This is a genomic window from Sphingopyxis indica, assembly GCF_900188185.1.
GTDB lineage: Bacteria > Pseudomonadota > Alphaproteobacteria > Sphingomonadales > Sphingomonadaceae > Sphingopyxis > Sphingopyxis indica.
In genome coordinates this window covers 283720-307940 of sequence record NZ_FZPA01000001.1, presented here as the reverse complement: position 1 = coordinate 307940, position 24221 = coordinate 283720, and the positions used below count along the sequence as shown (strand labels likewise).

General features: G+C 63.0%; 25 protein-coding genes and 1 tRNA gene. 21 read left to right on the top strand and 5 right to left on the bottom strand.

The features are described 5' to 3' along the window. Positions 1 to 114: 114 nt before the first annotated feature. Complete coding sequence (locus CHB69_RS01325) at positions 115 to 516, bottom strand: MerR family transcriptional regulator (RefSeq protein ID WP_089214176.1); 402 nt, start codon at positions 514 to 516, stop codon at positions 115 to 117. 41 nt (positions 517 to 557) lie between these two features. Between CHB69_RS01325 and CHB69_RS01320 the strand changes: the two genes are divergently transcribed. The 6 genes from CHB69_RS01320 to CHB69_RS01295 all read left to right on the top strand — a co-directional run bounded on the left by CHB69_RS01320 (position 558) and on the right by CHB69_RS01295 (position 7391). Further along, positions 558 to 1304: a glutaredoxin family protein gene (locus CHB69_RS01320; protein ID WP_089214175.1), complete on the top strand. Its 747-nt coding sequence runs from the start codon at positions 558 to 560 to the stop codon at positions 1302 to 1304. Next, complete coding sequence (locus CHB69_RS01315) at positions 1301 to 2992, top strand: copper resistance system multicopper oxidase (RefSeq protein WP_245836431.1); 1692 nt, start codon at positions 1301 to 1303, stop codon at positions 2990 to 2992. The genes CHB69_RS01320 and CHB69_RS01315 overlap by 4 nt, the downstream gene beginning before the upstream one ends. Then, a complete protein-coding gene (locus CHB69_RS01310) occupies positions 2989 to 3993 on the top strand; it encodes a copper resistance protein B (protein ID WP_089214173.1) in 1005 nt (334 codons plus the stop codon). The genes CHB69_RS01315 and CHB69_RS01310 overlap by 4 nt, the downstream gene beginning before the upstream one ends. A gap of 80 nt (positions 3994 to 4073) precedes the next feature. After that, entirely contained in the window at positions 4074 to 5642 is a 1569-nt protein-coding gene (locus CHB69_RS01305) for an alkaline phosphatase D family protein (protein ID WP_089214172.1), read from the top strand. Between the two features lie 46 nt (positions 5643 to 5688). Next, entirely contained in the window at positions 5689 to 7011 is a 1323-nt protein-coding gene (locus CHB69_RS01300) for an alkaline phosphatase family protein (RefSeq protein ID WP_170935393.1), read from the top strand. Beyond that, positions 6936 to 7391 (top strand): MaoC family dehydratase, encoded by a 456-nt coding sequence (locus CHB69_RS01295; protein ID WP_089214170.1) that lies wholly within the window; start codon positions 6936 to 6938, stop codon positions 7389 to 7391. Before CHB69_RS01300 ends, CHB69_RS01295 begins: the two co-directional genes overlap by 76 nt. A gap of 4 nt (positions 7392 to 7395) precedes the next feature. Here CHB69_RS01295 and CHB69_RS01290 read toward each other — a convergent pair whose 3' ends face one another. Continuing rightward, positions 7396 to 7908 carry a hypothetical protein gene (locus CHB69_RS01290; RefSeq protein ID WP_141133894.1) on the bottom strand — a complete coding sequence of 171 codons (513 nt, stop codon included), beginning with the start codon at positions 7906 to 7908 and terminating at the stop codon, positions 7396 to 7398. A gap of 142 nt (positions 7909 to 8050) precedes the next feature. After that, positions 8051 to 9874, bottom strand: coding sequence for a DNA mismatch repair endonuclease MutL (gene mutL / locus CHB69_RS01285; RefSeq protein ID WP_089214168.1), 1824 nt, complete (start codon positions 9872 to 9874; stop codon positions 8051 to 8053). A 200-nt stretch (positions 9875 to 10074) separates the two neighbouring features. Here mutL and CHB69_RS01280 point away from each other — a divergent pair, with 200 nt between their 5' ends. The 6 genes from CHB69_RS01280 (at position 10075) to CHB69_RS01250 (ending at position 16031) form a co-directional block, all read left to right on the top strand. Then, positions 10075 to 11121, top strand: a complete 1047-nt coding sequence (locus CHB69_RS01280) for a rod shape-determining protein (RefSeq protein WP_089214167.1) — start codon at positions 10075 to 10077, stop codon at positions 11119 to 11121. Between the two features lie 276 nt (positions 11122 to 11397). Continuing rightward, entirely contained in the window at positions 11398 to 12291 is an 894-nt protein-coding gene (gene mreC / locus CHB69_RS01270) for a rod shape-determining protein MreC (RefSeq protein WP_089214165.1), read from the top strand. Continuing rightward, complete coding sequence (locus tag CHB69_RS01265; protein ID WP_089214164.1) at positions 12288 to 12809, top strand: rod shape-determining protein MreD; 522 nt, start codon at positions 12288 to 12290, stop codon at positions 12807 to 12809. Before mreC ends, CHB69_RS01265 begins: the two co-directional genes overlap by 4 nt. A gap of 7 nt (positions 12810 to 12816) precedes the next feature. Continuing rightward, entirely contained in the window at positions 12817 to 14733 is a 1917-nt protein-coding gene (gene mrdA, locus CHB69_RS01260) for a penicillin-binding protein 2 (protein WP_089214163.1), read from the top strand. Next, a complete protein-coding gene (gene rodA / locus CHB69_RS01255) occupies positions 14730 to 15836 on the top strand; it encodes a rod shape-determining protein RodA (RefSeq protein ID WP_089214729.1) in 1107 nt (368 codons plus the stop codon). The genes mrdA and rodA overlap by 4 nt, the downstream gene beginning before the upstream one ends. A gap of 119 nt (positions 15837 to 15955) precedes the next feature. Then, positions 15956 to 16031, top strand: a tRNA-Lys gene (locus CHB69_RS01250). A 107-nt stretch (positions 16032 to 16138) separates the two neighbouring features. Here the strand turns inward: CHB69_RS01250 and CHB69_RS01245 are convergent. Then, on the bottom strand, positions 16139 to 16555 hold the full coding sequence (locus CHB69_RS01245) for a very short patch repair endonuclease (RefSeq protein ID WP_089214728.1): 417 nt from the start codon (positions 16553 to 16555) through the stop codon (positions 16139 to 16141). Positions 16556 to 16893: 338 nt separating this feature from the next. Between CHB69_RS01245 and CHB69_RS01235 the strand changes: the two genes are divergently transcribed. Genes CHB69_RS01235 through CHB69_RS01215 form a run of 5 tightly spaced genes read left to right on the top strand, consistent with a single transcriptional unit; the run spans position 16894 to position 21367 of the window. Further along, positions 16894 to 17907 carry a DNA cytosine methyltransferase gene (locus CHB69_RS01235; protein WP_089214161.1) on the top strand — a complete coding sequence of 338 codons (1014 nt, stop codon included), beginning with the start codon at positions 16894 to 16896 and terminating at the stop codon, positions 17905 to 17907. Next, entirely contained in the window at positions 17876 to 18421 is a 546-nt protein-coding gene (locus CHB69_RS19575; RefSeq protein WP_141133893.1) for a hypothetical protein, read from the top strand. The genes CHB69_RS01235 and CHB69_RS19575 overlap by 32 nt, the downstream gene beginning before the upstream one ends. Before the next feature lie 21 nt (positions 18422 to 18442). Then, positions 18443 to 19792: a hypothetical protein gene (locus CHB69_RS19970; protein WP_170935392.1), complete on the top strand. Its 1350-nt coding sequence runs from the start codon at positions 18443 to 18445 to the stop codon at positions 19790 to 19792. After that, on the top strand, positions 19782 to 20621 hold the full coding sequence (locus CHB69_RS01220) for a hypothetical protein (protein ID WP_089214158.1): 840 nt from the start codon (positions 19782 to 19784) through the stop codon (positions 20619 to 20621). The genes CHB69_RS19970 and CHB69_RS01220 overlap by 11 nt, the downstream gene beginning before the upstream one ends. Beyond that, on the top strand, positions 20618 to 21367 hold the full coding sequence (locus CHB69_RS01215) for a DUF6339 family protein (protein WP_089214157.1): 750 nt from the start codon (positions 20618 to 20620) through the stop codon (positions 21365 to 21367). The genes CHB69_RS01220 and CHB69_RS01215 overlap by 4 nt, the downstream gene beginning before the upstream one ends. Before the next feature lie 405 nt (positions 21368 to 21772). Here the strand turns inward: CHB69_RS01215 and CHB69_RS20735 are convergent, their stop codons facing one another. Then, positions 21773 to 22012, bottom strand: a complete 240-nt coding sequence (locus tag CHB69_RS20735; protein WP_425442387.1) for a DUF5818 domain-containing protein — start codon at positions 22010 to 22012, stop codon at positions 21773 to 21775. 62 nt (positions 22013 to 22074) lie between these two features. Between CHB69_RS20735 and CHB69_RS01210 the strand changes: the two genes are divergently transcribed. From CHB69_RS01210 to CHB69_RS20730, 4 genes are all read left to right on the top strand, one after another. After that, on the top strand, positions 22075 to 22356 hold the full coding sequence (locus CHB69_RS01210) for a helix-turn-helix domain-containing protein (RefSeq protein ID WP_089214156.1): 282 nt from the start codon (positions 22075 to 22077) through the stop codon (positions 22354 to 22356). 127 nt (positions 22357 to 22483) lie between these two features. Beyond that, entirely contained in the window at positions 22484 to 23083 is a 600-nt protein-coding gene (locus CHB69_RS19565; protein WP_141133890.1) for a hypothetical protein, read from the top strand. 83 nt (positions 23084 to 23166) lie between these two features. After that, positions 23167 to 23685: an RES domain-containing protein gene (locus tag CHB69_RS01205; RefSeq protein WP_170935390.1), complete on the top strand. Its 519-nt coding sequence runs from the start codon at positions 23167 to 23169 to the stop codon at positions 23683 to 23685. Next, positions 23646 to 23945: an RES family NAD+ phosphorylase gene (locus CHB69_RS20730; protein WP_089214154.1), complete on the top strand. Its 300-nt coding sequence runs from the start codon at positions 23646 to 23648 to the stop codon at positions 23943 to 23945. The genes CHB69_RS01205 and CHB69_RS20730 overlap by 40 nt, the downstream gene beginning before the upstream one ends. Positions 23946 to 24221: the final 276 nt, after the last annotated feature.

Genomic DNA, 24221 nt, shown 5'->3' with positions numbered 1-24221 from the left:
TCGTCATTCCCGCGAAAGCGGGAACCCAGGGGCGAAGTAAGCGCATGCACGCTCTGGATCCCCGCTTTCGCGGGGATGACGAAGTAAGATATGCGACCCTATCTCTCCGGATCACTATCCCTCGAACGACGCCAATATCGGGCACGGCCCCGCCTTGTTCACCGCGCATTCGTCGGCGAGGCGCGCCAGCGCGGCGCGGGTTTGGGTCATTTGCGCGATTTTTTCGTCGAGCACTGCAATCCGCTGGTGCGCGAGCGCGCGGACGCGAGGGCGGTCGTCGCTTGCTTCGAGGTCGAGCAATTCGCCGATCTCGTCCAGCGTGAAGCCCGCTGCCTGCGCCGAGCGGATGAATCTGAGGCGGCGCAGGTCGTTTGCGTCATAGCGCCGCACCCCGCCGCGCCAGCCGTCGCCGCCGCTCCGCGCCGGCGTCGCAATCAGGCCGCGTCGCTGATAATAGCGGATCGTTTCGACCCCGACACCGCCCGCCGCGGCCAATTTTCCGATCGTGAACCGCATCGCTTGACTCCGTACTATGGTACGGACGCTATAGGACGCGAATGACGAAACAGACAAGCACCGCCACCCTCTATCGCATGGTCATGCCGGGCCACATCTGCCCCTATGGGCTGAAGGCCCGGCATCTGCTCGAAAGCCACGGCTTCGACGTCGACGACCATTGGCTCGAAACGCGCGAGGAAACCGACGCATTCAAGGCCGAACATGGCGTCGCGACCACGCCGCAGACCTTCATCGACGGCAGGCGGATCGGCGGATACGACGATCTGCGGCGCCATTTCGGGCTGTCGGTGCGCGATCCCGATGCGACCAGCTACCGCCCGGTGGTCGCGCTCTTCGCGATGACCGCGCTGATGGCGCTCGCCGCCTCCTTCGCCGCTTTCGGATCGCCTTTCACGGTGCGCGCGGCCGAATGGTTCATCTCGTTCAGCATGTGCGCGCTCGCGCTGCTCAAGCTCCAGGACGTCGAGAGTTTCTCGACCATGTTCCTGAACTACGACCTGCTGGCGCGACGCTGGGTGCCCTACAGCTATGTCTATCCCTTCGCCGAGGGGCTCGCGGGCGTGCTGATGACGGCGCAGGCGCTCGACTGGCTGTCGATCCCCGTCGCGCTGTTCATCGGCACGATCGGCGCCGTGTCGGTGTTCAAGGCGGTCTATATCGACAAGCGCGCGATCAAATGCGCCTGCGTCGGCGGCAGCAGCAAGGTGCCGCTCGGCTTCGTTTCGCTCACCGAAAATCTGGCGATGGTCGGCATGGCGATCTGGATGCTCGCGAGGCCGATGTGAGCGCCCGTCTCGACCGCCGTTCGCTGCTCTTTGCCGGCGGCGCCGCCGCGCTCTTCCCCTGGCTTCCGGCATGGGCGCAGCCGGTGTCGGCGGGCCTGCCTGCCGTCGGCGGCGACGACATCCGCCTGACGATCGCGCGCCAGATGCTGCACGTCGATGGCAAGATGCGCCACGCGATCGGGATCAACGGCACCGTGCCGGGCCCGCTCGTCCGGCTGAAGGAAGGCCAGACCGCGCGCATCCACGTCACCAATGAACTCGACGAAGACAGCTCGATCCACTGGCACGGCCTGATCCTGCCCTTTCAGATGGACGGGGTGCCGGGGCTGAGCTTTCCCGGCATAGCGCCCGGCAAGACCTTCACCTATGAATTTCCGGTGCGGCAGGCGGGCACCTATTGGTATCACAGCCATTCGGGCTTGCAGGAGCAGCTTGGCCATTACGGCCCGCTGGTGATCGACCCCGCGGGCGACGATCCGGCGCCCCATGATCGCGAGCATGTGGTCGTGCTGTCCGATTTCAGCGCGCTTCATCCGCATGTGATCTTCAAAAAGCTCAAACAGATGGGCGGCTATTTCAACCGGCAGAAGCAGACGCTGGCGGACCTGCTTTCGGGCGAAGGCCAGCCGCTCGGCGAACGCGCCGCATGGGGGGCGATGCGGATGGACCCGACCGACATCAGCGACGTCACCGGATCGACCTATAGCTATCTCGTCAACGGCCATGGCCCCGCGGACAATTGGACCGCGCTCTTCGCCCCCGGCGAGCGGGTGCGGCTGCGCTTCGTCAACGCCTCGGCCATGACGACCTTCAACGTGCGGATTCCGGGGCTGAAGATGACGGTGGTGCAGGCCGATGGACAGGATGTGCGCCCGGTCCCGGTCGACGAGTTGCAGATCGCGGTCGCGGAAACCTATGACGTGATCGTCTCGCCCGAGGACCGCGCCTATACGCTCGTCGGCGAGAGCGTCGACCGGTCGGGCATGGCGCGCGCGACGCTGGCGCCGCGCGCCGGCATGGCCGCGCCTGTTCCGCCGCTGCGCCCGCGGCCGCTCGCGACGATGAAGGACATGGGCATGGGCGGCATGGACCATGGCGCGATGGGACACGCTCCGTCCGAGGGCGGCGCGAAGATGGACCACAGGATGCGCGACCTGAGCCTGGCGCCCACCGTCGCCGACACGCCGACGGTGCAGAGCATTTCGCCGATGCCGATGGACCGCACCGGCGAGCCCGGCCAGGGGCTGGAGGATGTGCCCGGCGCGCTGACCTATCGCGATCTCGCCGCGCTGCACCGCAACCCCGACACGCGCGCGCCGACGCGGCGGATGCATATCCACCTGACCGGCAATATGGAGCGCTATATGTGGGCGTTCGACGGGGTGAAGCTCAACGAAGTCAAGGAGCCGATTCCCTTCACCCAGGGCGAGCGCGTGCGCGTCACTTTGGTCAACGACACGATGATGGCGCATCCCATCCACCTCCACGGCCATTTCTTTGAACTGGTCACCGGCAAGGGCGATCATGCGCCGCGCAAGCATACGGTGAACGTCCAGCCGGGCGGCACAGTGACCTTTGACCTGACCGCCGACGCCTATGGCGACTGGGCCTTCCATTGCCACCTGCTCTATCACATGCACGCGGGGATGATGCAGGTCGTGACCGTGCGGCCGGAGGAAGCGGCATGAGCCTGCTCGCGATCGCGCTGCTCGCCGCGCAGCCGCAGGAACCAGCCATGCCGGCGCAAAGCTGCTCTCCCGAACATGCCGCCATGGGGCATTGCTCGATGCCCGCCCCGGCCGAACCGGCCCCGCCGCCCTGCCCGCCCGAACATGCGGCGATGGGGCATTGCACCGCAGCGCCGATGCCGCCCGATCCGCCGCCTTCATCCCCCTGCCCGCCGGAACATGCGGCGATGGGACATTGCAAGCCCGCCAGCGAACCGCCTGCACCCGAGACACCCGCCCCGCCCGCGCCGCGCGTCGATGCCGCCGACGCGGTCTTCGGCGCGGAGGCGATGGCGGCATCGCGCAGGCGCCTCTATGCCGAGCATGGCGGCGGCACCTTTTCGCAGATCATGGTCGACCGCGCCGAGTGGCGTGTGCGCGACGGAAGGGACGGCTATGCGTGGGACGCCGAGGGCTGGTTCGGCGGCGACATCGACCGGCTGACGATCAAGAGCGAGGGTGAAGGCGACCGTGACGGGCCGTTCGAAGGCGGCGAGGTGCAGGCGCTGTGGAGCCACGCCATCGGCCCCTATTTCAACGCCCAGACGGGTGTCCGGCAGGATTTCGGCCCCGGCCCGTCACCGACCTATGCGGTGCTCGGTGTCGAGGGCCTCGCGCCCTATTGGTTCGAGGTCGAAGGCGCGCTGTTCCTGTCCGACAAGGGCGACGTCTCGGGCCGCGCCGAGGCGAGCTATGACCAGCGGATCACCCAGCGGCTGATCCTGCAACCGCGTGTCGAGGCGAATTTCGCCTTTCAGGCGGTGCCCGAGCTTGCCACGGGCAGCGGCTTCACCGCGATCGAGGCGGGCCTGCGCCTGCGCTACGAGATTGCGCGCGAGTTCGCGCCCTATGTCGGCGTCGCATGGGAACGAAAGCTCGGCGACACCGCGCGCATCGCCCGTGCTGGCGGCGACGATCCGTCGCGGCCCGCCTTCGTCGCCGGATTGCGCGTCTGGTTCTAGGCCCGCGGAAGCGCCGTCATTGATATGGGCGGCAACTCGGCTATCGCAGGGCCACCGATTCGCCCTGCAGGAGCCCCGCCATGTTCGACCGCCGCCGCTTTATCGCTGGCGCCGCCCTCGCCGGACTCGCGGCGCCGGCGGTGCTGCGCGCCGAGGGCGGGCTGTTCCGCGATTTTCCGTTCAGCCTCGGCGTCGCATCGGGCGATCCGACGAGCGACGGTTTCGTCATCTGGACGCGACTCGCGCCCGAGCCGATGGCACCGCACGGCGGGATGCCGCCCGCCTCGCTGCCGGTCGAGTGGGAGGTGGCGAGCGACGGCGGCTTTCGCGATGTGGTCGCCAGGGGAACGGCGCTCGCGCGGCCCGAACTTGCGCACAGCGTCCATGTCGAGGTCGCAGGATTGCAGCCCGACCGCCCCTATTATTATCGCTTCACCGCCGCCGGCGAGCGCAGTCTGCGCGGCCGCGCGCGCACCTTGCCGCGCGTCGGCGCGCGCGTCGATGCGCTGAAATTCGGGGTCTGCGGCTGCCAGCATTTCGAATCGGGCTTTTTCGGCGCCTATCGCCACCTCGCGCGCGAGGAACTCGCCTTCGTCTATCATTATGGCGACTTCATCTATGAATATAGCCAGGATTATCTATTCGACACCGGCCTGCCGACGCGGCCGGTGCGCACCAACGCGCGGCGGGGTCTGATCGACCTTTCCGATTTCCGCGCCGCCTATGCGCAGCAGCTCGGCGACATCGACCTGCAGGCGGCGCGGTCGGTGCATCTCTTCCTGTCGAGCTTCGACGATCATGAAATCCGCAACGACTGGGTGTCGGACATCGACAATTGGAAGATGGGGCTCGACGGCAACGACCCCGCCGCCCCGCCGCCCGAGGTGTTCATGCTCAGGAAGCAGGCTGCCATGCAGGCGTGGTACGAGCATATGCCGGTACGCCGCTCGATGCTGCCGCTGGGCGGCATGGTCGCGCTCAACCGCGAGCTGCGCTACGGCGATCTCATGTCGATGCAATTGCTCGACACGCGGCAGTATCGCAGCGACCAGCCGTGCGGCGACGGCTTCAAGCCCGCCTGCGCGGGGGTATTCGACAAGCAGGCGCAGGTGCTCGGCAAGGCGCAGGAAGAATGGCTCGCGGAAAATCTGGATGAAGGCGGCGCGACGTGGAACGCGATCGCGCAGCAGGTGACGATGATGTCGCTCGACCGGCGCCGCTACGACGACGAGAAGGAGAAGATCGTCAATCTCGACAGCTGGGCGGGCTATGAAGCGCCGCGCGAGCGGATGCTGGCGCGCCTTGGCGGGGTGAAGAATGCCGTCGTGCTGACCGGCGACGAGCATCAGAATTTCTGCGGCGATTTGGTCCGGCAAGACAAGGTCGTCGGCGCCGAATTCGTCGGCACCTCGATCTCGAGCGGCGGCGACGGCAGCGACCGGCGGCCGGGCACCGACCGCTTCCTGGCCAATAATCCCGAGCTCAAATTCGCGAACGACCAGCGCGGCTATCTGGTGTGTGACGTGACCCGCGACGCGTGGCAGACGCATTTCATGGTCGTCGACAAGGTGACGACGCCCGTGAACACGCTGTCGAAGCGCGCCACGGGCGTGGTCGAGAATGGCACCCCCGGCATCCGGATGGCCTGAGCCATTGTCTTCCGACCGTCACGAAAGCCCCTTAGCGGAAGCGCCCATGACCCGCATCGCCTCATTGCTCCTTGCCTTTTTTCTGCTCGTCACGGCGCCCGCGCTTGCCGAGGAGGCAGGCGACCGCGCGCCGGTCACGATCCTGATCTCGATCGACGGCTTTCGCGCCGACTATCTGGACCGCGGCATCACGCCGACGCTGTCGCGGCTCGCGGCCGAGGGCGCGCATGGGGCGCTGCGCCCGTCCTTTCCGACCAAGACCTTTCCCAATCACTATGCGATCGTCACCGGAAAGCGTCCCGACACCAACGGCATCGTCGGCAACCGGATGATCGACCCGCGCCGCCCCGACCAGATCTTCAGCCTGGGCGACGCCAGGCAATCGCTCGATCCCTTCTGGTGGGACGAAGCCGAGCCCGCATGGGTGACCGCCGACAAGGCGGGGGTGCGCAGCGCGACGATGTTCTGGCCGGGCAGCGAAGTCGCGATCCACGACGCGCGGCCCGACGACTGGCAGCGTTTCGACCAGCATGTTTCGGGCGCGCAGCGCGTCAATGCGGTGCTCGACTGGATGCGCCGGCCCGCGAGCATCCGCCCGGCCTTCGTCACCCTCTATTTCGACATCGTCGACACCGCCGGGCACCGATTCGGCCCCGACAGCGCCGAGGTCAACGAGGCGATCCGCAGCGTCGATGCGCGGATCGGCGATCTCGTCGCCGGGCTTGCCGCGATCGACCAGCCCGCACGCCTGCTGATCGTCGCCGACCACGGGATGCGCGCGGTCGATGCGTCGCGCGTCATCCAGCTTTCCGACCTCATCGACCTGCCGAGCATCATCGCGGTCGAAACCGGCCCCTATGCCGCGATCGAGCCCGCCGCCGCAACCGACGACCGCGTCGCAGGGGCGCTGCTGAAACCGCACGATCATATGCGCTGCTATCGCCGCGAGGACCTGCCCGAGCGGCTCCACTATGGCCATAATCCGCGCGTTGCCGCGATCATCTGCATCGCCGAGGCGGGCTGGACGATCATCGCCGGCGAACCCGAATGGCCGGTCGGCGGCGGTGCGCACGGCTATGACAATCAGGACCCCCAGATGCTGGCGCTGTTCGTCGCCGCGAATACCGGACTGAGGGGCGATATCGGCGTCATCGATAATATCGAAGTCTATCCGCTGCTGATGAAGCTGCTCGGCGTCGCGCCGCTGCCGAGCGACGCGACCGGGGTTCTGGCGAGGCGGCTCGGAAATCAGGCGGCTTGCCTTCGGGACGCGCCTCGCGCCATAGCAGCGCCATGCTCCATTATGAAGATATCGAGGTCGGCGCGGTCCAGCGCTTCGGAAACAAGCTGGTCACGCGCGAGGAAGTGATCGACTTCGCCGGCAAATATGATCCGCAGCCCTTTCATCTCGACGACGAGGCGGCGGCACAGACCTATTTCGGGCGCCTGTCGGCGAGCGGCTGGCACACCGGGTCGATGGCGATGCGGATGATGGTCGACAATATGAAGGAAAGGCAGCAGGCAGGGCTCGGGTCGCCGGGAATCGACGAACTGCGCTGGCTGAAACCCGTCTATCCCGGCGACACGCTACGCTGCGAGACCGAGGTGCTGAGCAAGCGGCGCTCGGCCAGCCGGCGCGAGATGGGATTGTTCGAATCGAAGCTCACCGTCATCAACCAGCATGACGAGCCGGTGATGACGATGCGCTCGACAGGGTTGATCCGCGTCCGGAATCCGGACGCGGATTGAAGGTTCAGGCGCCGCAGCTCCATTCGCCTTCGAAGGCCTGCTGGCCGCCATAGGTGCGGTTGACGTTCAGCTTCGCTTCGTAAATTTTCTGCTCGCCTTCGGTGCGAACCGGCTTGTCCGACGCACGCTCGAGCGTCAGCTTCAGGCCCGGTCCCGACATTTCGAGACCTTTTTCGAGCGCGCCGAAGCCGCCCGAGCCGGCAACGCGCTGAACCGTGCTGCCGACCTTGACCGCGCCCGCGGCGAGCTGGTCGTCGCCGACATTCGCCTTGGCCACAAAAGCCGGGGCCGACTGGCCCTTCACCGTGAAGGCGCAGCCGAGTTCGCCATCGAGGCGCAGCATTTCGCCCTTTTCGATCGCCGCGAGTTCGATCGGGTCGCCGCTGCCGGTGTCGGGCAGCTTGTTCTCGTCATTGGCGGCTTCGGTCTTCGCCGGCTGATCGGTGGTCTGGGACTGGCCCGAGCAGGCCGCGAGCAGGAACAGGGCGCCGAGCGGCGCCGCGAGAGGGGATCGCATCGAATATTCTCCTTTGGTCCGGGAGAAACGCGCATGAAAGCGCGCGCTCCCGATGACGCGGAGACCCGTAACGAGACAGTTTCGCTCGCGCAAGACCGTCATGATACCGTTCCCAGCGAGAGAATCGGCCCGCGGCGGCCAATCATTTCCGGCCAAAGAGTTTTTCGACGTCGTCCATCGCCAGCTTCACCCAGGTCGGCCGCCCGTGGTTGCACTGGCCCGAGTGCGGGGTCACCTCCATCTGGCGGAGCAGCGCGTTCATTTCGGCGACGTTCAGCGTGCGCCCGGCGCGCACCGAGCCGTGGCACGCCATCGTCGCGGCGACGAGTTCGAGCCTTTCCGAAAGGCCGAGCGCGGCGTCGTAGCCCGCGAGATCGTCGGCAATGTCGGTGACGAGCCGGGTGCAGTCGATCGCCCCGAGCATCGCCGGGGTCGATCGCACCATCACCGCGGCCGGGCCGAAGCGTTCGAGTTCCACGCCGAGCGCCGCGAGCTGCGGCGCCGCGGCCTCGAGCCGGTCGCACGCGGGTTCGTCGAGCTCGACGACCTCGGGCATCAGCAGCCCCTGCGACGGCACGGCCTGCCCCGCCATGCCGCGCTTCAGCGTTTCGAGCACGAGCCGTTCGTGCGCGGCATGCTGGTCGACGATGACGAGCCCGTCCTCGGCCTCGGCAACGATATAGGTTTTCGCGATCTGTCCGCGCGCGATGCCGAGCGGATGCTCGGCGGCTTCGGGCGGCGGCGCGGTGGCGACTTCGGCGCGGCCGGCGAGCGGTGCGGGAGCGAAGGCGGTCATCCGGTCATAAACTCGCGCGGTGATCTCACCGGAAGCGGGCGCCTGCTCGGCCCCGAACAGATGGACGGCCGGCGCTTCGCGCGGCGCGTGATGGCCGAAGAGGAGGCCCGTCGCCGGCTGCGCGGGCGCCACCGGTTCCTGCTGCCACGCCGCGAGCGCGGCTTCGGCGGGGCGCTGGACGCTGCGAAAGCCATGCTCGTCGAGCGCGCGGCGCAGCCCCCCGACGATCATCCCGCGCACGAGCTGCGGGTCGCGGAAGCGCACCTCGGTCTTTGCCGGATGGACGTTCACATCGACCTCGTGCGCCGGCAGGTCGAGGAACAGCGCAACCACCGGATGCCGGTCGCGTGCGAGCAGGTCGGCATAGGCGCCGCGCAGCGCGCCGACGAGCAGCCGGTCCTTCACCGGGCGGCCGTTGACGAACAGATATTGATGATCGGCGATACCGCGATTGAAGGTCGGCAGGCTGATGACGCCGCCGAGATGCACCTCGCCGCGATCGAGATCGACGCCGATGCTGTTCGCGGCGAGGTCGCGGCTGGTCAGCGCCGCGACGCGGCTGAGCCGGTCCTGCCCGCCCTGAACGTCGAGCGCGCGCCGCCCATCATGGTCGAATGTGAAACCGATGTCGGGGCGCGCCATCGCGAGCCGCTTCACGACGTCGAGGCAGGCGGCATATTCGCTGCGCGCGCTGCGCAGGAATTTGCGCCGCGCCGGGACGCGCGCGAACAGATCCTCAACCAGAACGCGCGTGCCCTTCGCAAGCGCCGCCGGCCCCTCCCCCGCCAGCGCGCCATTGTCGACGATGCGCCGCCAGCCGTCGCCGCCCGCGACGCGGCTTTCGAGCGTCAGCCGCGCGACGCTGGCGATCGAGGGCAACGCCTCGCCGCGAAAGCCGAGCGTCGTGACGTCCTCGATCGCGTCGTCGGGCAGCTTGGACGTCGCATGGCGTTCGAGCGCGAGCGCCATGTCGGCGGCGGTCATGCCGCAGCCATCGTCCTCGACCTCGAGCCGCGATATGCCGCCCTCGGCGATTCGCACCGAAATGCGAGTCGCGCCGGCATCTATGGCGTTTTCAACCAGTTCCTTGAGCGCCGCGGCCGGTCTTTCGACCACTTCGCCCGCTGCGATCCGATTTACGAGCTTTTCCGGCAGGCGGCGTATTGACATGACGCGTCTCCTAGCGCAGTCGGACGCAAATCGCGACCCATCCGCACAGCCCGATCGCTTTGTCCAGCATGGCCCCCCAGGTCGAGCCGGAATCTCTCCCTTGATTTGGTCCTGTCGCCGGCCCGGGACACGCGGATTCGACGACAATGGGGGCGCGGTCCGTTCGGGGCTGGCGGCTTCGATGACAGGAAGCAGTATCGATGTCCTTCTTTTCTCGCTGGCTCAAGTTCAATTCCCAAGACATGGCTATCGACCTCGGCACCGCAAACACGGTGGTCTATGTGCGCGGCAAGGGCATCGTGCTCAACGAACCGTCGGTCGTCGCGGTCGAGACGCTGAACGGGATCAAGCGGGTCAAGGCGGTCGGCGACGATGCGAAGCTGATGATGGGCAAGACCCCCGACAGCATCGAGGCGATCCACCCGCTGCGTGACGGCGTGATCGCCGACATCGACGCCGCCGAACAGATGATCGCGCACTTCATCAAGAAGGTCCACGGCGGCAAGCCCAACGCCTTTCGCAGCCCCGAGATCGTGATCTGCGTGCCGTCGGGCTCGACGAGCGTCGAACGCCGCGCGATTCGCGACGCCGCGTCGAACGCGGGCGCGAGCCAGGTGTGGCTGATCGAGGAACCGATGGCCGCGGCGATCGGCGCCGACATGCCGGTGACCGAACCGATCGGGTCGATGGTCGTCGATATCGGCGGCGGCACGACCGAGGTTGCCGTGCTCAGCCTGCGCGGCCTCGCCTACACCACCTCGGTGCGCGCGGGCGGCGACAAGATGGATGAAGCGATCGTCTCCTATGTCCGGCGCCACCATAATCTACTGATCGGCGAAGCGACCGCCGAGCGGATCAAGAAGGATTTCGGCGTCGCGCGCATTCCCGCCGACGGCACCGGCCTGACGATCCACATCAAGGGCCGCGACCTCGTCAACGGCGTGCCCAAGGAAATCTCGATCAACCAGGCGCAGATCGCCGAAGCGCTGTCGGAGCCGATCGGCACGATCGTCGAGGGCGTGCGCATCGCGCTCGAAAATACCGCGCCCGAACTCGCCGCCGACATCGTCGATCAGGGCATCGTCCTGACCGGCGGCGGCGCACTGATCCGCGAACTCGACGAGCTGCTGCGCGATGCGACGGGGCTTCCCGTGACGGTCGCCGACGATCCGCTGACCTGCGTCGCGATCGGCACCGGCCGCGCGATGGAGGACCCCGCCTTTCGCGGCGTGCTCCAGCAAGCGTAATTAGAGCCTGATGACATGAGATTGACCCGCCTTGATTGCGCAGCGAAGCCCGCCGGCGAGGAGCGGGGCGCCGCGCGGGCTGGGAGCCCGTGCAAGACCCGCGACGACGTCCGACGGGCTTCACTGCGCAACCCCGAAGGGGCGGGCCGCTTTTGGCCCATTGCTGCGTTGCTCGTCGGGCACGATGGGCCGCATCGCACCTCTCCTCGCGCCTTGCACTGGGCCAAAATCGGCTCCGTCAAGGCGGGTCAATCTCATGTCATCAGGCTCTAGACCGTGGCTCGCCCGGCACATCGGCGTCCGGGGCAATCCCGAAAGGCGCAGTACAGCCTGTTCGCGGCTTACGTCATCGCGGTGACGGGAGCGCTCGCGGGGCTGTTGCTGGCCGTGCTCTCGGTGGCCGACCCCGTCGGTTTCGCGCAGCTGAGGATCGCAAGCCAGGAGCTTGCGGCGCCGGTCGCGCGCGTAACGCGCTCGGTCACCGGGTCGATCTCCGGTATCGACGACAATGTTTCGGCCTATGTGAAGGCGGGGACGCAGAACCGGCGGCTGCGCAAGGAACTGACCGAAGCGCGGCGCAAGCTGGTCGCGACGAGCGCGCTGCAGGAAGAGAACCGCCAGCTGAAAGCGCTGCTGAAGCTCCAGGAAACCGACCGCGCGGCGTTGGCGCACGGCTATCTGCTCACCTCGACCTCGACGAGCAGCCGGCGCATCGCGCTGCTCAGCATCGGGCGCAATCTGGGGGTCGCGCCGAGTCAGCCGGTGCGCGGCGCCGACGGGCTGATCGGCCGGGTGCTCACCGCCGGCCCCTCGGTCTCGCAGGTGCTGCTGCTCACCGACGTCGATAATGTCGTCCCCGTGCGCCGCGCGCGCGACGGCCTGCCGGCGATTTCGTCGGGCCGCGGCAACGGCAATCTCGACGTGCGCACGCTCAACATCGCGAACAATCCATTCAAGCCCGGCGATATCCTCGTCACCTCGGGCACCGGCGGCCTCTATCCGCCGAACATTCCGGTCGCGATCGTCGTCAGCCGGCAGGACGATGGCGCGCTCGCGCGGCCGCTCGCCGATCCGGCAAAGGTCGATGCGGTGGCGGTGCTGCGTCCCTACACGCCCGACAATATCGAGGCGCAAGCGGTGCCCGCGACACCGCCGTCCGAGGCTCCATGAACCGTGCCGGCCCGCGCCTCGGCGAACCGGCGTCGCTCTGGCGGATGCGCGCGGTTCCGGTCGCGACGGTGATCGCCGCATCGGCGCTGCCGCTGATGCTGCCGCTGATCGCCAATTCGCCGGTTCTGCCGCCGCTCGGCCTGCTTTTCTTCCTGTGCTGGCAGCTGCTGCGCACCGAGATGTGGCCGGTGTGGATCGGGCTGCCGCTGGGGCTGGTCGACGATCTGTTCAGCGGCGCGCCGATCGGCACCGCGGTCTGCCTGTGGACCCTCGCGAGCATCGCGATCCACTATTTCGCGCAGCGCATCTATTGGCGCGGCTTCTTCCACGACTGGGGCATCGCCGCACTGCTTCTCGCTGCGGTTCAGGCGGCGGCGGCGCTGATCGCGCATCCGGACGCGCCGACTGGTCGCGTGCTGGGGCTCGTCGCGCCGCAGGTCGTCATCTCGGCGTTGCTCGTTCCCTTCTTCCTCCGCCTTACCGGCCGGTTTGACAATTTCCGCCTGAAACGCCGATAGTTCCTCGATGCCCCGACAAAAGCGCCCGCCGATCACCGAAGCCTGGAGGGGGATCACCTTCACGCGCCGCGCGCTTGTCGTCGGCGGCGCGCAAGCCGCCGTGGGCGTCGCGCTTGCCGCGCGCATGGCCTATATCTCGATTATCGACAATGATCGATATGTGCTTGAATCCGAAAGCAATCGCGTCAATCTGACGCTCGTGCCGCCGCGCCGCGGCTGGATCGTCGACCGGAACGGCAAGGCGATGGCGAACAACCGCGTGTCGCTGCGCATCGACATCATCCCCGACCGCCTCCACGACAAGGACTTCGTCCTCGGCCAGCTCGAGACGCTGCTGAACCTCGATGGCGATACGATGCAGCGGATCCGGCGCGACCTCAAAAGCTCGTCGGGGTTTCAGCCGGTCGCGGTCAAGGAGGACGTCAGCGAAGCCGAATATGCCTCGGTCCTCGTCCGCCTGCCCGACCTGCCCGGCATCGCACCGGCGCGCGGCTTTGCACGCTATTATCCGACGGGCGCCGCGGTCGGCCATCTGATCGGCTATGTCGGCGCCCCCAATGCCGAGGAATATGAAGAGGCGAAGGATCCGCTCTACATCACGCCGGGTTTCAAGATCGGCAAGCAAGCGCTTGAGAAATATTTTGAACCCGTGCTGCGTGGCAAGCCCGGCGCGCGCCGGGTCGAGGTGACCGCGCGCGGCAAGGTCGTGCGCGAACTGTCGACGCAGCCCGACGTGCAGGGCCAGACGGTGCAACTGACGGTCGATGCCGACCTGCAGGAATATGCGGCGCGGCGGCTCGGCCCCGAATCGGGCTCGGTCGTCGTGATCGACTGCCTGACCGGCGATGTGCTCGCGATGGCGTCGATGCCGAGTTTCGACCCGAACAGCTTTTCGAGCGGCATAGGCGTCGCCGAATATAAGTGGCTGAGCCAGAACGACCATGTGCCGCTGCGCAACAAGACGCTGAGCGGCCTCTATCCCGCCGGCTCGACGGTGAAACCGATGGTCGCGATGAGCTTTCTCGAGGCGGGGCTTCCCGCCGAAGCCACGACCTTTTGCGGCGGCGGCCTGCGCGTCGGCAACCGCGTCTTCCACTGCTGGAACCGGCGCGGCCACGGCCAGGTCAACATGGCGAAGGGCATCTATCAGAGCTGCGACGTCTATTTCTATCACTTCGCGCAGCAGATGGGGATGGACGTCATCGCGGCGATGGGCAAGCGGCTGGGACTGGGGCAGAAATTTCCCCTCCCCGTCCCCAGCCAAAGCTATGGCACCATGCCCAGCCCCGACTGGAAGATGGAAAAATACGGCCGCCCCTGGACGATCGCCGACACGGTGAACGCGACGATCGGTCAAGGCTATGTGCTGGTCAACCCGACCCAGCTCGCGGTGATGGCGTCGCGGCTCGCGACGGGCAACGCGCTGATGCCCCACCTGACGCGCGACGCCAATCGCGCACCGATCCAGAGCCTCGGCTTCGCGCCCGACCATATCGGCCTCGTGCGCGAAGCGATGAATCAGGTCGTCAACGGCGCGGGCACCGCGGGACGCGCGCGCCTGCCGATCGAGGACGTCAAGATGGCGGGCAAGACCGGCACCGCGCAGGTCGTTAGCCTGAGCAAGGGGCGCGGCGGCATGGGCGTGCCGTGGAAATATCGCGACCATGGCCTGTTCATCGCCTTTGCCCCCTTCGACGCGCCGCGCTATGCCGCAGCGGTGGTGATCGAGCATGGCGCCGGCTCGAGTTCGGCCTATCCGGTCGCGCGCGACGTGATGACCTTTCTGTTCGACCGCGACAAGGCGATGGCGGCGCTCACCGAATATGAAGCCGGCTGGGGGGGCACGATCGAGGAACGGATGGCGCGCAATTTCGCCGCGTGGAAGGCCGGCGCGGCGCAGCCCGATCCGGAGCCCGGCGCATGATCCCCGTCCCGCCCGCGATCCAGCGCATTCCGTGGAAACTCATTGCGCTGCTTTCGGCGATCACCGGTTTCGGCCTGCTCGTCCTCTATTCGGCGGCGGGGGGCAGCATGACCCCCTGGGCGCTCAACCAGGGCGTGCGCTTCCTCGTCTTCCTGATCGGCATGCTGATCCTCGGACGGATAAAGCTCAAGTTTTTCGAGGATTTCGCCTATCTCGCCTATCTGGCGGTGGTCGCGCTGCTGTTCGCGGTCGAGCTGCTCGGCTTCGTCGGCGGCGGCAGCCAGCGCTGGATCAACCTCGGCTTCATCAATCTTCAGCCGTCCGAACTGATGAAGGTCACGATCGTGCTCGCGCTCGCGCGCTTCTATGCCCAGCTGCCGCCCGGAAGCACGCGCACGATCACCGCACTGTGGCCCGCGCTGGTGATGATCGGGCTTCCCGCGGGGCTCGTGATGCTTCAGCCCGACCTCGGCACCGCGCTCGCCATCTGCGCGAGCGGCGCGATCGTCATGTTCGTTTCGGGCCTGCCGCTGTGGTGGTTCGGCAGCGCGGCGATCGCCGGCGCGGCGGCGCTTCCGGTGCTCTTCTCGATGCTCCACGACTATCAGCAAAAGCGCGTGCTGATCTTCCTCGACCCCGAGAGCGACCCGCTCGGCGCCGGCTATCATATCAGCCAGTCGAAGATCGCGATCGGGTCGGGCGGGATCGGCGGCAAGGGCTTTCTCAACGGGTCGCAGAGCCACCTCGACTATCTGCCCGAAGGCCACACCGATTTCATCTTCGCGACGATGGCCGAGGAATGGGGTCTGATCGGCGGGGTCGCGCTGCTGATCGCCTTTTTCCTGCTGCTTCGCTGGTCGACGCGCATCGCGCTGGGCGCGCGCACGCGCTTCGGCCAGCTCGCCGCGACCGGGCTGACGATGACGATCTTCTTCTACATCGCGATCAACCTGATGATGGTGATGGGCCTAGCGCCCGTCGTCGGCATCCCGCTGCCGCTCTTTTCCTATGGCGGATCGTCGATGCTGACGATCATGACCTGCGTCGGCATCATCCTGGCGATCGACAACGACAGCAAAACCGGCACGCGCCGCTTTCACTGAGGTGCAAAAAAATATCGACGAAAGCCATTGCCATGCGGGCAAGGCCATGATAGCGGGCCGCTCGCTTCGCAGCAAAGAGGGGTAAAACCCGCTGCCGGCACCGCCGCAATCCGGCAAGTGGACGCATAGCTCAGTTGGTAGAGCAGCTGACTCTTAATCAGCGGGTCCTAGGTTCGAGCCCTAGTGCGTCCACCATTTTTCAATGACTTAGATGTGAGAGCGCTACGGTGATCCGTCGCGGGGTCCCGCTGGGGTATCAGACTAGCATCACCAGTGATCTTCAGCCCAACCGTCTTCAAGCTTCAAGCCCCACCGGAGAGGAAGTTTCGCAACCGCTCCTCAAGTGCCAGCACGTCTTTCGTTTCGCATTCCCAAATCGTGAGCACCCGCCACCCTCCTGCCTCTAATGCCTGGTGAGAATGGATGTCACGATCCACATTTCTGCTGAGCTTAATCTCCCAATAGTCTGTGTTGGACTTCGGCATACAAGCGAAGCGGCAACCGTCATGCTGGTGCCAGAAGCAACCGTGCACGAAGATGGCTTTACGCTTGCGTATAAAGACGAGGTCGGGCCTTCCAGGCAGATCCTTCCGGTGAAGCCGGTAGCGGTAGCCGAGCCGATGTGTCAGTCGCCTAACGATCAGCTCGGGAGAAGTGTTCGCGCTCCGAATCCGACGCATGTTCTCGCTTCGTTGCGCTGGGGAGATTCGATCCGTCATTATCCATAGCCAAATCACGTTGTACGCGTATATCAACAAAATATACGCGTACACTTGACAAAGGAGCTGATCCCTTCTAGTCACCGGCTGACAATAGGCGGGATTTGCTGAATGGCCAGAGCTAGAGAAAATTTCGTGCGGCTCGCGGAAGCCAGAACGAAGAGGCTTCTCAAAGATCTTGATCTGCTCGGGAATCTCTCAAACAAGTCGAACTATTCGTACTCTGAAGAGGACGTGAAAGCAATCTTTCGGGCGGTAAGTAAAAAGGTACAGGAGACGGAACTGCGCTTTAAGATGAATATCCAGTCAGATCACGAGAGTGATTTTAGGCTTCCTCAATGAAGGCTGCTGCTCTTTTCTCGGGTATTGGAGGATTCTGCCTTGGCTTCGAACGAACCGGCATTTCTACCTCGTGGGCAATTGAGGTCGACCATCATGCGGCTGAGACTTACGCCCACAACCTTCCACAGGTGAAGCTGCTAAGAAAGGACATTAGAGAGATTTCCGTTGCTGGAGATGGCCTTGAAGAGGTCGACGTGCTACACGCAGGCTTCCCATGTCAAAGCTTCTCCCAGGCTGGGACCCGTAGCGGCTTCGAGGACGAACGTGGCCAACTGTTCTTCGACGTTATCCGACTGCTCAAGGAATTTGGCGAACGTCGGCCACGCATCCTGGTCTTAGAGAATGCCCCGTTTCTTCGGTATGGCGAAGGCGGAGCTTGGTTCTTGAGGCTGCAAAACGAAATCCGAAAAGCGGGATATTGGTTCCGCGAAGAGAATGCAGCGGAACTCAACGCCTACAAGCTTACCCACCTGCCGCAGCAAAGGGTGCGGCTATTCATGGTCGCCCTTTCTACTGCTCATTTCAGTAGCGGCCGCTTTTCATTTCCTGTGCACGACGCCTCTGAGCACAAAATTTTGTCAGACTTTATAAATTTTGAGACAGATGTTGAAGAAGAATACTATCTTCCCAAGGATAACAGATACTATCACATGATTAATGGCGCGGCTGAGAGTGATCGGCAAATCTACCAGCTACGCAAGTATCTTGTACGAACCAAAGAGCCAGGGGTTTGTCCGACACTCACGGCCAACATGGGCTTGGGCGGGCACAATGTTCCTTTCATTTTTGGGCCTTCGGGATTGCGAAAGCTTACCGAGTATGAATGCTTAGCGCTCCAGGGCTTCCCTGAAGACTTCAAGTTCCCGGACCAGGTCCCACGTGCGAAGCGGTACACCCAAGTGGGCAATGCGGTCGCAGTGCCGGTTGCCGAGAGGTTGGGCCGGTCCGTTGCAGAAAAACTTAATGGCGAGACAGTGCATGACAAAAGTCGGCTTCGAATTCCCGCGTGATGAGTCCCAGCAGTGGGACGGGTTCAATGAGCCGGGAATAGAACACTTCTCCGGCTCGCCGTTCCGGTCATTGGGGCGTGAAGGAACTCAGAACACGGTTGATGCAGCCAAGGGTTTGCCGGCACGGATCGATATCCGGCGCATCGACGTGCCAACAGACAGCATTCCGGGTGCGGATGGCCTTCGGAAAGCACTGGAGCTGTGTGCTCAGGAGGCTCCGAACGAAGGCGAGAAGGCCGAAAAGTTCTTCGGTGAAGCTCTGTCGATACTCGGCAAGACAAAGGTCTCAGTGCTGCAATTTGCCGACTCAAACACGCATGGTGTCCGAGGACCATGTGATAACGGCAATCCTTACTTCGCTCTGATGAAGGCTACGGGACAATCTAAGAAGCCGTCTGAAACGTCGATCGGCTCTTTTGGTATTGGTAAATTCGCGCCGTACACCGTCTCCGGGTTGCGGACGATCTTTCTATCGACTGTCTTTCAGGACGAAGAAAATAACCTGCAACACTAAGCCCAGGGCAAATCGATCCTAATGTCCCACCGCAACGGCAACACTACCCATCGGGGCACTGGTTTCTGGGGCGTGCGCAAAAACTGCCAGCCTCTGATAAATCAAACGGAGCAGCTTCCTGACTGGTTGCAGCGGCCGTCCGATAATCCGGATGAAACCGGCACGACACTAAGCATCCTGGGCTTCGTTCCGACAAAAGGGTGGGAGAAAATCCTGGCGGCCAGCATCGCTGAGAGCTTTTTTGGCGCGATTTGCCGAGGCGCGCTAGAGGTGACCATCGAGGATGGCCCCAGCCTCTCAGTGACCACACTTGCTGACGTGTTTGCTGACGCCTCAATCGCCGACGCGATCAAGGATCAGAAGGAAGAGCCCGAGACCTTCGTCAATAGCGGGCATTTCCTCCGCGCACTTTCGAGTACCGAGAGCGTAACGGAAGATACCCAGAACGGCGGCTTGGGGCACTGTCGCTTACACATCCTCGTCGGCGAGGGACTGCCAAAGCGAGTTGCGGTTCTCCGGGACGGCATGCTCATCACCTCCCAGCTGACGGGCTTGAGGCGCTTCGGCGAGTTCAAGGAATTTGCGGCAGTACTCGAGTGCATGAGCGAAAAGGGCAACTCTCTGCTGAGGGCCATGGAGCCTCCAGCTCACGACGACTTCGAGGCAGCCCGCCTTTCGACCATGCAACAGCAACGCACGGCTCGCGTCGCGCTCCGTGAGCTCGCAGAATGGGTGCGAGAGATGTTGAAGCGGCACGCTCAGGACCCGGTTGCTGAAGTCACCGAGATCGATGAACTGGCGGAGTTTTTCGGCGACGAGGACCAAGGCGCCGGAGGCGCTCGCGACGGTGATGAAAACCCACGCGGAGACATCAAGATCAGGGCGCGACCCCTGCCGAAGAGAAAGTCGACCACTTCCGACCCCAACCCAGGCACAGCTTCGGACGGCGACCTGGGCGAAGGATCGGATGGCAGCGACGGTGACGGGGGAGGCGAAGGAGACGGAACGGGCGGCGGTGGCGGCGGTGGTAACAACGACGGCGATGATGGCGACCAGAGCCCCGGCGGAGGGTCCGGAGGCAAGTCGTCGGTAGCAACGACCATTTCGCTCCGCAATGTACGCGCGATCGTCCTCACACCTGATCGCCGGCGGATCGCCTTTACCCCCGAAATAACCGGGGATGTGCGCGTCGAATTGGAAGACTCGGGCGCTGATACCAACCGTCTCTTGAAGGTCACCGGGGCGACGCTGGGCTCTGTCGCCGATGGGCGCCTCACCGTGGCCTGCAACGCTCAAAAGCGGGTGATGCTGGATGTGGACCTTGAGCGCCCCTTTGAAGGAACAGTGAGGGTCAAAGCCAATGCAGTTTGATACGCTTCGAGCGTTTCCCTATCCGGTCCTTAGGCCAGACGTTGACGACTACATCGATGGCGACATTCAAGTGACTGTCGAGTTCTCGCCATCCAACGACGGCCAAGAGGTGACCGCGCACGTCAGCTTCCATGTCAGCGTGCCGGAGCTGGTGGCAGAGGTCGCATCCAAACGCGCCAAATATGTCGTCGTATTTGCTTGCCGTGACACCTACTTTCGGTTTGTGCACACCACCGATCAAGAAGAGTCGGAAGTTCACTTCCCAGCCGGCAGGCTTCGAGGCGAGGTTCAGGTCTATCCCTATATCTCTGCCATCCAGCCGATCTCGAACTATAGCAGTGGCTGGATCAATCCAGAGTTCGGAGACGGGCCATTTAGCTACGAGGTGGGATCGGTACTGGCGATTGACCGGCCACAGCTGGTCTACATCGACCGAGACGTGTTCAAGCCTCTCTCGTCTGTTTTCGTGCTGGTCAAGGACGAATCCATTGTGGGGCACGAATGGCAGGTCCGCCCTACGGAAGACAAGGTACAGATCGTCTTGAGTCCTGAAGCGAAAGAGCGTGTGGACTCAGCTAGAAATAATAAGGGACACCGGGCTGTCCTGATGAACTCAATCTATTTCGCAGCAGTCATGCAATGCATCTCCATGCTGAAAAACGGCAAAGATGATGCGGAAAGCACGAGGTGGGGAAGCGTGATCCTCCAGAAATGCCATAACGAGGGCATAAATCTCGAAGAACACGACGAGTATCTCATCGCAGAGAGACTTATGAAAAGCCCATTCCAGCTCATCGAAGCTTATGTCTTCAAGGGGACTGAGCAATGAAAATCCGTTATCTGAGGGACGGAGCTGTCGCTCAGCTTCGCAAGTCGATTGCTGATAATCTTGACAGCTATCGGACAGGCGATTTTGGCTTCATCGATCTTGATAGCAGCCAGTTTCACGAGTTACCGGTGGACGTAAAGGCGTCCGGCTTGGGCAACATGAAAATGCCGTCCGGCGCTGATGACTTCGAGGTTGAAAACTGCCTCGCCGTTCACGAGTACCTCGAAGCCCTTTCGCCCTATGAGGCCCGAGACGAGCGGCTATGGTCGTATCTCACTCACACCAGCATGCTGCAATATACCCGCGCAAGATGGCCCATTCCGTCAGATGACGATAAGGCTGTGCCGCATATCGAGACGCACTTCTTTGCCCGCACAAATCGCCAGATCGAGAGGGACAATGCCGTGTCCCGTCTGTGGTGGATGGCTCATCTCTGCACGAGGGTTCAAGGGGTTGCTCAAAAGGACGCACTAGAGGCGTTTCTATATCGGTCAGATGTGAGAGCTAACATCATCGAACGACCGACGGTCGCCCAAGCCACCAACGTGTTCGGTGTGATACTCAAGAGCCTCATAAAGTCGGCTGCCGGCAAGAAGGTTTTGTTTGAGCGCGCAACCTTTCGCAAGGTGATGATGGAGCTTAACTCGATCGGAGGGTTCAAGTTACTCGACGCATTGCCGGAGCCTGAGCTAAATCAAATTTTCGACGACGTTATTTATCAACGCCTAGGGCTGTCTGCGATCTAAAAATTTCTAGTTGTATAATCCGTTTGGCATTTCAGTAGGATAAGAACCTATGGAGGAACCCTACGTTCTGGTTCAAGATGCAATGTCGAAACTGCGGTCGGCAATTTTTCTGCTTTTGAGGAACGCTCCTGAAGAGGGCTTGAAAAACGCAGAAGTGGGACGTGCTCTTGGAATATATTCTGGTCATGAAGGGCACGAGGGTCATATTCCGCGCACGCTTCTTGCTCTGATGGAAGCGGAGGGCGTAGTTTCGCAAAACGTCGAGACGAAGGGCTGGTGCCTGCGAAATAGGAGTTGTTGATCTTTCCCTAGACCTGCATCGCGGAGTTCGCTGCTGTAGGGTTAAACGATGTGATGTTATTACAGACAGCCTCAAGGTTGATGCCGCTTCCGCCAGCGATTAAACTATCGGGTCCAGCTCTGGCTTGGTGGCCAATCTTCGCCATCTTGTTTGATTCTGACGACCTCCAGCCGGTTGAAGCCGGTCCGGACACCCTCGACCGTCACGGAGCAATCGAGATATCGCGTCAGGCGGCGACTCGGCTCAAGCTCCCATTCCCCGCCTTCGTGGACCGCGATAAAGAACCGATAGCCCGGTCTCCGTTCGATAATACCCCGCACCGTGTGAAGCGTGCCTAGCGACATAGGAAAGTCCGTCGATGCATTGCCAACTCCTTTTGTAGTCGATCGGTGACATCGATAAGAAAGTGGAGGCGGTCTGGCAAAGCGAATTGTCACCGATTGTCTGTAGACTGATTGACTACATAGCGATCCAAGTCTCGGCGATGGATATTCGGGAACGCCTTGCGAAGAATCTGCGCCTGTTGCGGCAGGAAAAGGGTTGGTCGCAGGAAGCCTTTGCGGATGAGGCGGACTTGCACCGCACCTACATTAGCGACCTTGAGCGGGGCGCACGCAACCCAACAATTACCGTCGTGGACAAGCTCGCTAACGCCTTGGGCGTGACGCCGGGGCGGCTACTCGACTGAGGGCCGGACCTACCCCAAGCCACAGTATTTCGGAGAACGGCCAGCTTTAGAGGCAAAGAGCCGCCGTCCGAAGACCCGGAGGCTGGGCCTGAGATGTGGCGTCTCCGGATGTATGAGGCTGTCCGAGATGATGGAGGCTTTCATGGGCGGCATTGGATCAGGCGCGCGACGATCAACGCATATCGGCAATGTCGAGCAAATGCTGGCGCTCGACATTCGCGCATTGCGGCGGCTGGGCGTCGTTCGCCCCGGTGAATGCACATGCGACACGGTGCAATGGTCAATCGGCGGCCTCAGCGTATCCAGCGCGCGCCTTCGCGTCGATCTCAGCGACATTGAGCGTGACGGCGTCATGGCGATCACCGGCGATATGCCCGGCGGTGCCATCAATCAGCGTGTCGCTGTCGAAATGGTGCCATCACCGTTCGGAGGCCATCGTTGCTATTTCATATGCCCGATGTCCGGCCACCGCTGCGAAGTAATCTACTATGCCGGAGGCCGGTTCGGCTCACGCGACGCACAGCGGCTTAGCTATGCCGTGCAAGGCATGGACGAGGTTTCACGCGCCCGCCGCAAGGTCACCAAGCTACGTGGACGCCTGTGCGGGTCGGGTGGTCAACCTCGTCCGCGCGGACGCAATCGCATCGATACCGTTAGACGGCTACGCGAAGCAGAGCGCGAAGCGAAGACGTTATACCTTGATCGGCTCCGCCCCCTTGCGGATTAGCGCAGTTCCAAGCAAAACATCGTCAAATTTGGCCAATGGGGCTCACCGGCTCAACAAGATGCAGCGTTTCGAGGGGCGGACGTATGGAAAGCAGTTCAAGATTCAAGAGCTGGCGAGCATTCGCCGAATTCGAACGAGAAGTGTGTCGTAACCGAAGATATGTTCGAACATCTATAGCCGATGAATTTTTGAATGCTGTGAGGGCGACAGTAGCACTGCGAAAAGCAAAGATTTCGAAAGGTAGGGGGTTTTGGCGCGCCCAAGTGGGCCATGATTGGCGTTACTTAGAGGAAATTGGGGAAGAAATCCCTGCGGCGTTTCCACCAGAACGAATGAGACCATTAGCTGATCGAGCGACAGAAGGTCGGGCAAACCCCAAGGGAATTCCGATGCTATATCTCTGCTCCAGCAAAGATGCAGCGATGAGCGAAGTTCGCCCTTGGCTCGGTTCAATGGTTTCACTCGGACATTTCGAGATACAAAAGGATCTGGTGATCGCCGATTGTAGCAGAAACACAGAACCGAATTTTGCTATGATTTTCGAAAAGCCCAGTCCTGATGAGTGGGGTCCGATATCGACAGAGCGTTTACCAAGCCTGTGACTAGAGGTGACGATTCCGGCGAATATGTCGCAACTCAAATCTTGGTTGAACTTTTCCGCGACGAGGGGTTCGACGGAATCGCTTATCGAAGTGCCTTTGGAGAACGTTCTACGAACTTGGCTCTTTTTGATCTCAATAGTGCTGAATTGACGGGTTGCCAGTTGCAAGAGGTTTCAAGTGTGAAAATGAACTTTAGGGAACGAGATAACCCGTACTGGATCAATCAAAGCCGCAAGAGTGCCAAAAAGCGCAGATCCTAAACCATTCGGCCTGGTTCCCATCGGATGCCCGTCGAAAGGCATTAGCGCGACCGAGAGTCCGATTTCCAAGGATTTGGGCGCATCGACCATCTGATTGTATATCAGCGGGTCCTAACGGAAATCCGCCATTTCTGTCTCTTGCACATTCGTCCAACAACAGGCGCGCCCCTCTAAAATGCCCTGAAATCTGCCGATTTCATGCAACTGTGGTTCTGAGACCCCAGTGGGACCCCGCTCGTAGTTTTCAGACACGGAAGCTGGGAGTTTTCCTGACAC

Coding starts and splice junctions, on each gene's coding strand:
- CHB69_RS01300 (WP_170935393.1), top strand. CDS start 5,689: ATGACCCGCATCGCCTCATTGCTCCTTGCCTTTTTTCTGCTCGTCACG.
- CHB69_RS20735 (WP_425442387.1), bottom strand. CDS start 22,012: ATGTCGCTAGGCACGCTTCACACGGTGCGGGGTATTATCGAACGGAGA.
- CHB69_RS01280 (WP_089214167.1), top strand. CDS start 10,075: ATGTCCTTCTTTTCTCGCTGGCTCAAGTTCAATTCCCAAGACATGGCT.
- CHB69_RS19575 (WP_141133893.1), top strand. CDS start 17,876: ATGACAAAAGTCGGCTTCGAATTCCCGCGTGATGAGTCCCAGCAGTGG.
- CHB69_RS01310 (WP_089214173.1), top strand. CDS start 2,989: ATGAGCCTGCTCGCGATCGCGCTGCTCGCCGCGCAGCCGCAGGAACCA.
- CHB69_RS01305 (WP_089214172.1), top strand. CDS start 4,074: ATGTTCGACCGCCGCCGCTTTATCGCTGGCGCCGCCCTCGCCGGACTC.
- CHB69_RS01220 (WP_089214158.1), top strand. CDS start 19,782: ATGCAGTTTGATACGCTTCGAGCGTTTCCCTATCCGGTCCTTAGGCCA.
- CHB69_RS01205 (WP_170935390.1), top strand. CDS start 23,167: ATGGAAAGCAGTTCAAGATTCAAGAGCTGGCGAGCATTCGCCGAATTC.
- CHB69_RS01290 (WP_141133894.1), bottom strand. CDS start 7,908: ATGCGATCCCCTCTCGCGGCGCCGCTCGGCGCCCTGTTCCTGCTCGCG.
- mrdA (WP_089214163.1), top strand. CDS start 12,817: ATGCCCCGACAAAAGCGCCCGCCGATCACCGAAGCCTGGAGGGGGATC.
- mutL (WP_089214168.1), bottom strand. CDS start 9,874: ATGTCAATACGCCGCCTGCCGGAAAAGCTCGTAAATCGGATCGCAGCG.
- CHB69_RS01245 (WP_089214728.1), bottom strand. CDS start 16,555: ATGACGGATCGAATCTCCCCAGCGCAACGAAGCGAGAACATGCGTCGG.
- CHB69_RS19565 (WP_141133890.1), top strand. CDS start 22,484: ATGATGGAGGCTTTCATGGGCGGCATTGGATCAGGCGCGCGACGATCA.
- rodA (WP_089214729.1), top strand. CDS start 14,730: ATGATCCCCGTCCCGCCCGCGATCCAGCGCATTCCGTGGAAACTCATT.
- CHB69_RS01320 (WP_089214175.1), top strand. CDS start 558: ATGACGAAACAGACAAGCACCGCCACCCTCTATCGCATGGTCATGCCG.
- CHB69_RS01265 (WP_089214164.1), top strand. CDS start 12,288: ATGAACCGTGCCGGCCCGCGCCTCGGCGAACCGGCGTCGCTCTGGCGG.
- CHB69_RS01235 (WP_089214161.1), top strand. CDS start 16,894: ATGAAGGCTGCTGCTCTTTTCTCGGGTATTGGAGGATTCTGCCTTGGC.
- CHB69_RS19970 (WP_170935392.1), top strand. CDS start 18,443: ATGTCCCACCGCAACGGCAACACTACCCATCGGGGCACTGGTTTCTGG.
- CHB69_RS01325 (WP_089214176.1), bottom strand. CDS start 516: ATGCGGTTCACGATCGGAAAATTGGCCGCGGCGGGCGGTGTCGGGGTC.
- CHB69_RS01295 (WP_089214170.1), top strand. CDS start 6,936: ATGCTCCATTATGAAGATATCGAGGTCGGCGCGGTCCAGCGCTTCGGA.
- CHB69_RS01215 (WP_089214157.1), top strand. CDS start 20,618: ATGAAAATCCGTTATCTGAGGGACGGAGCTGTCGCTCAGCTTCGCAAG.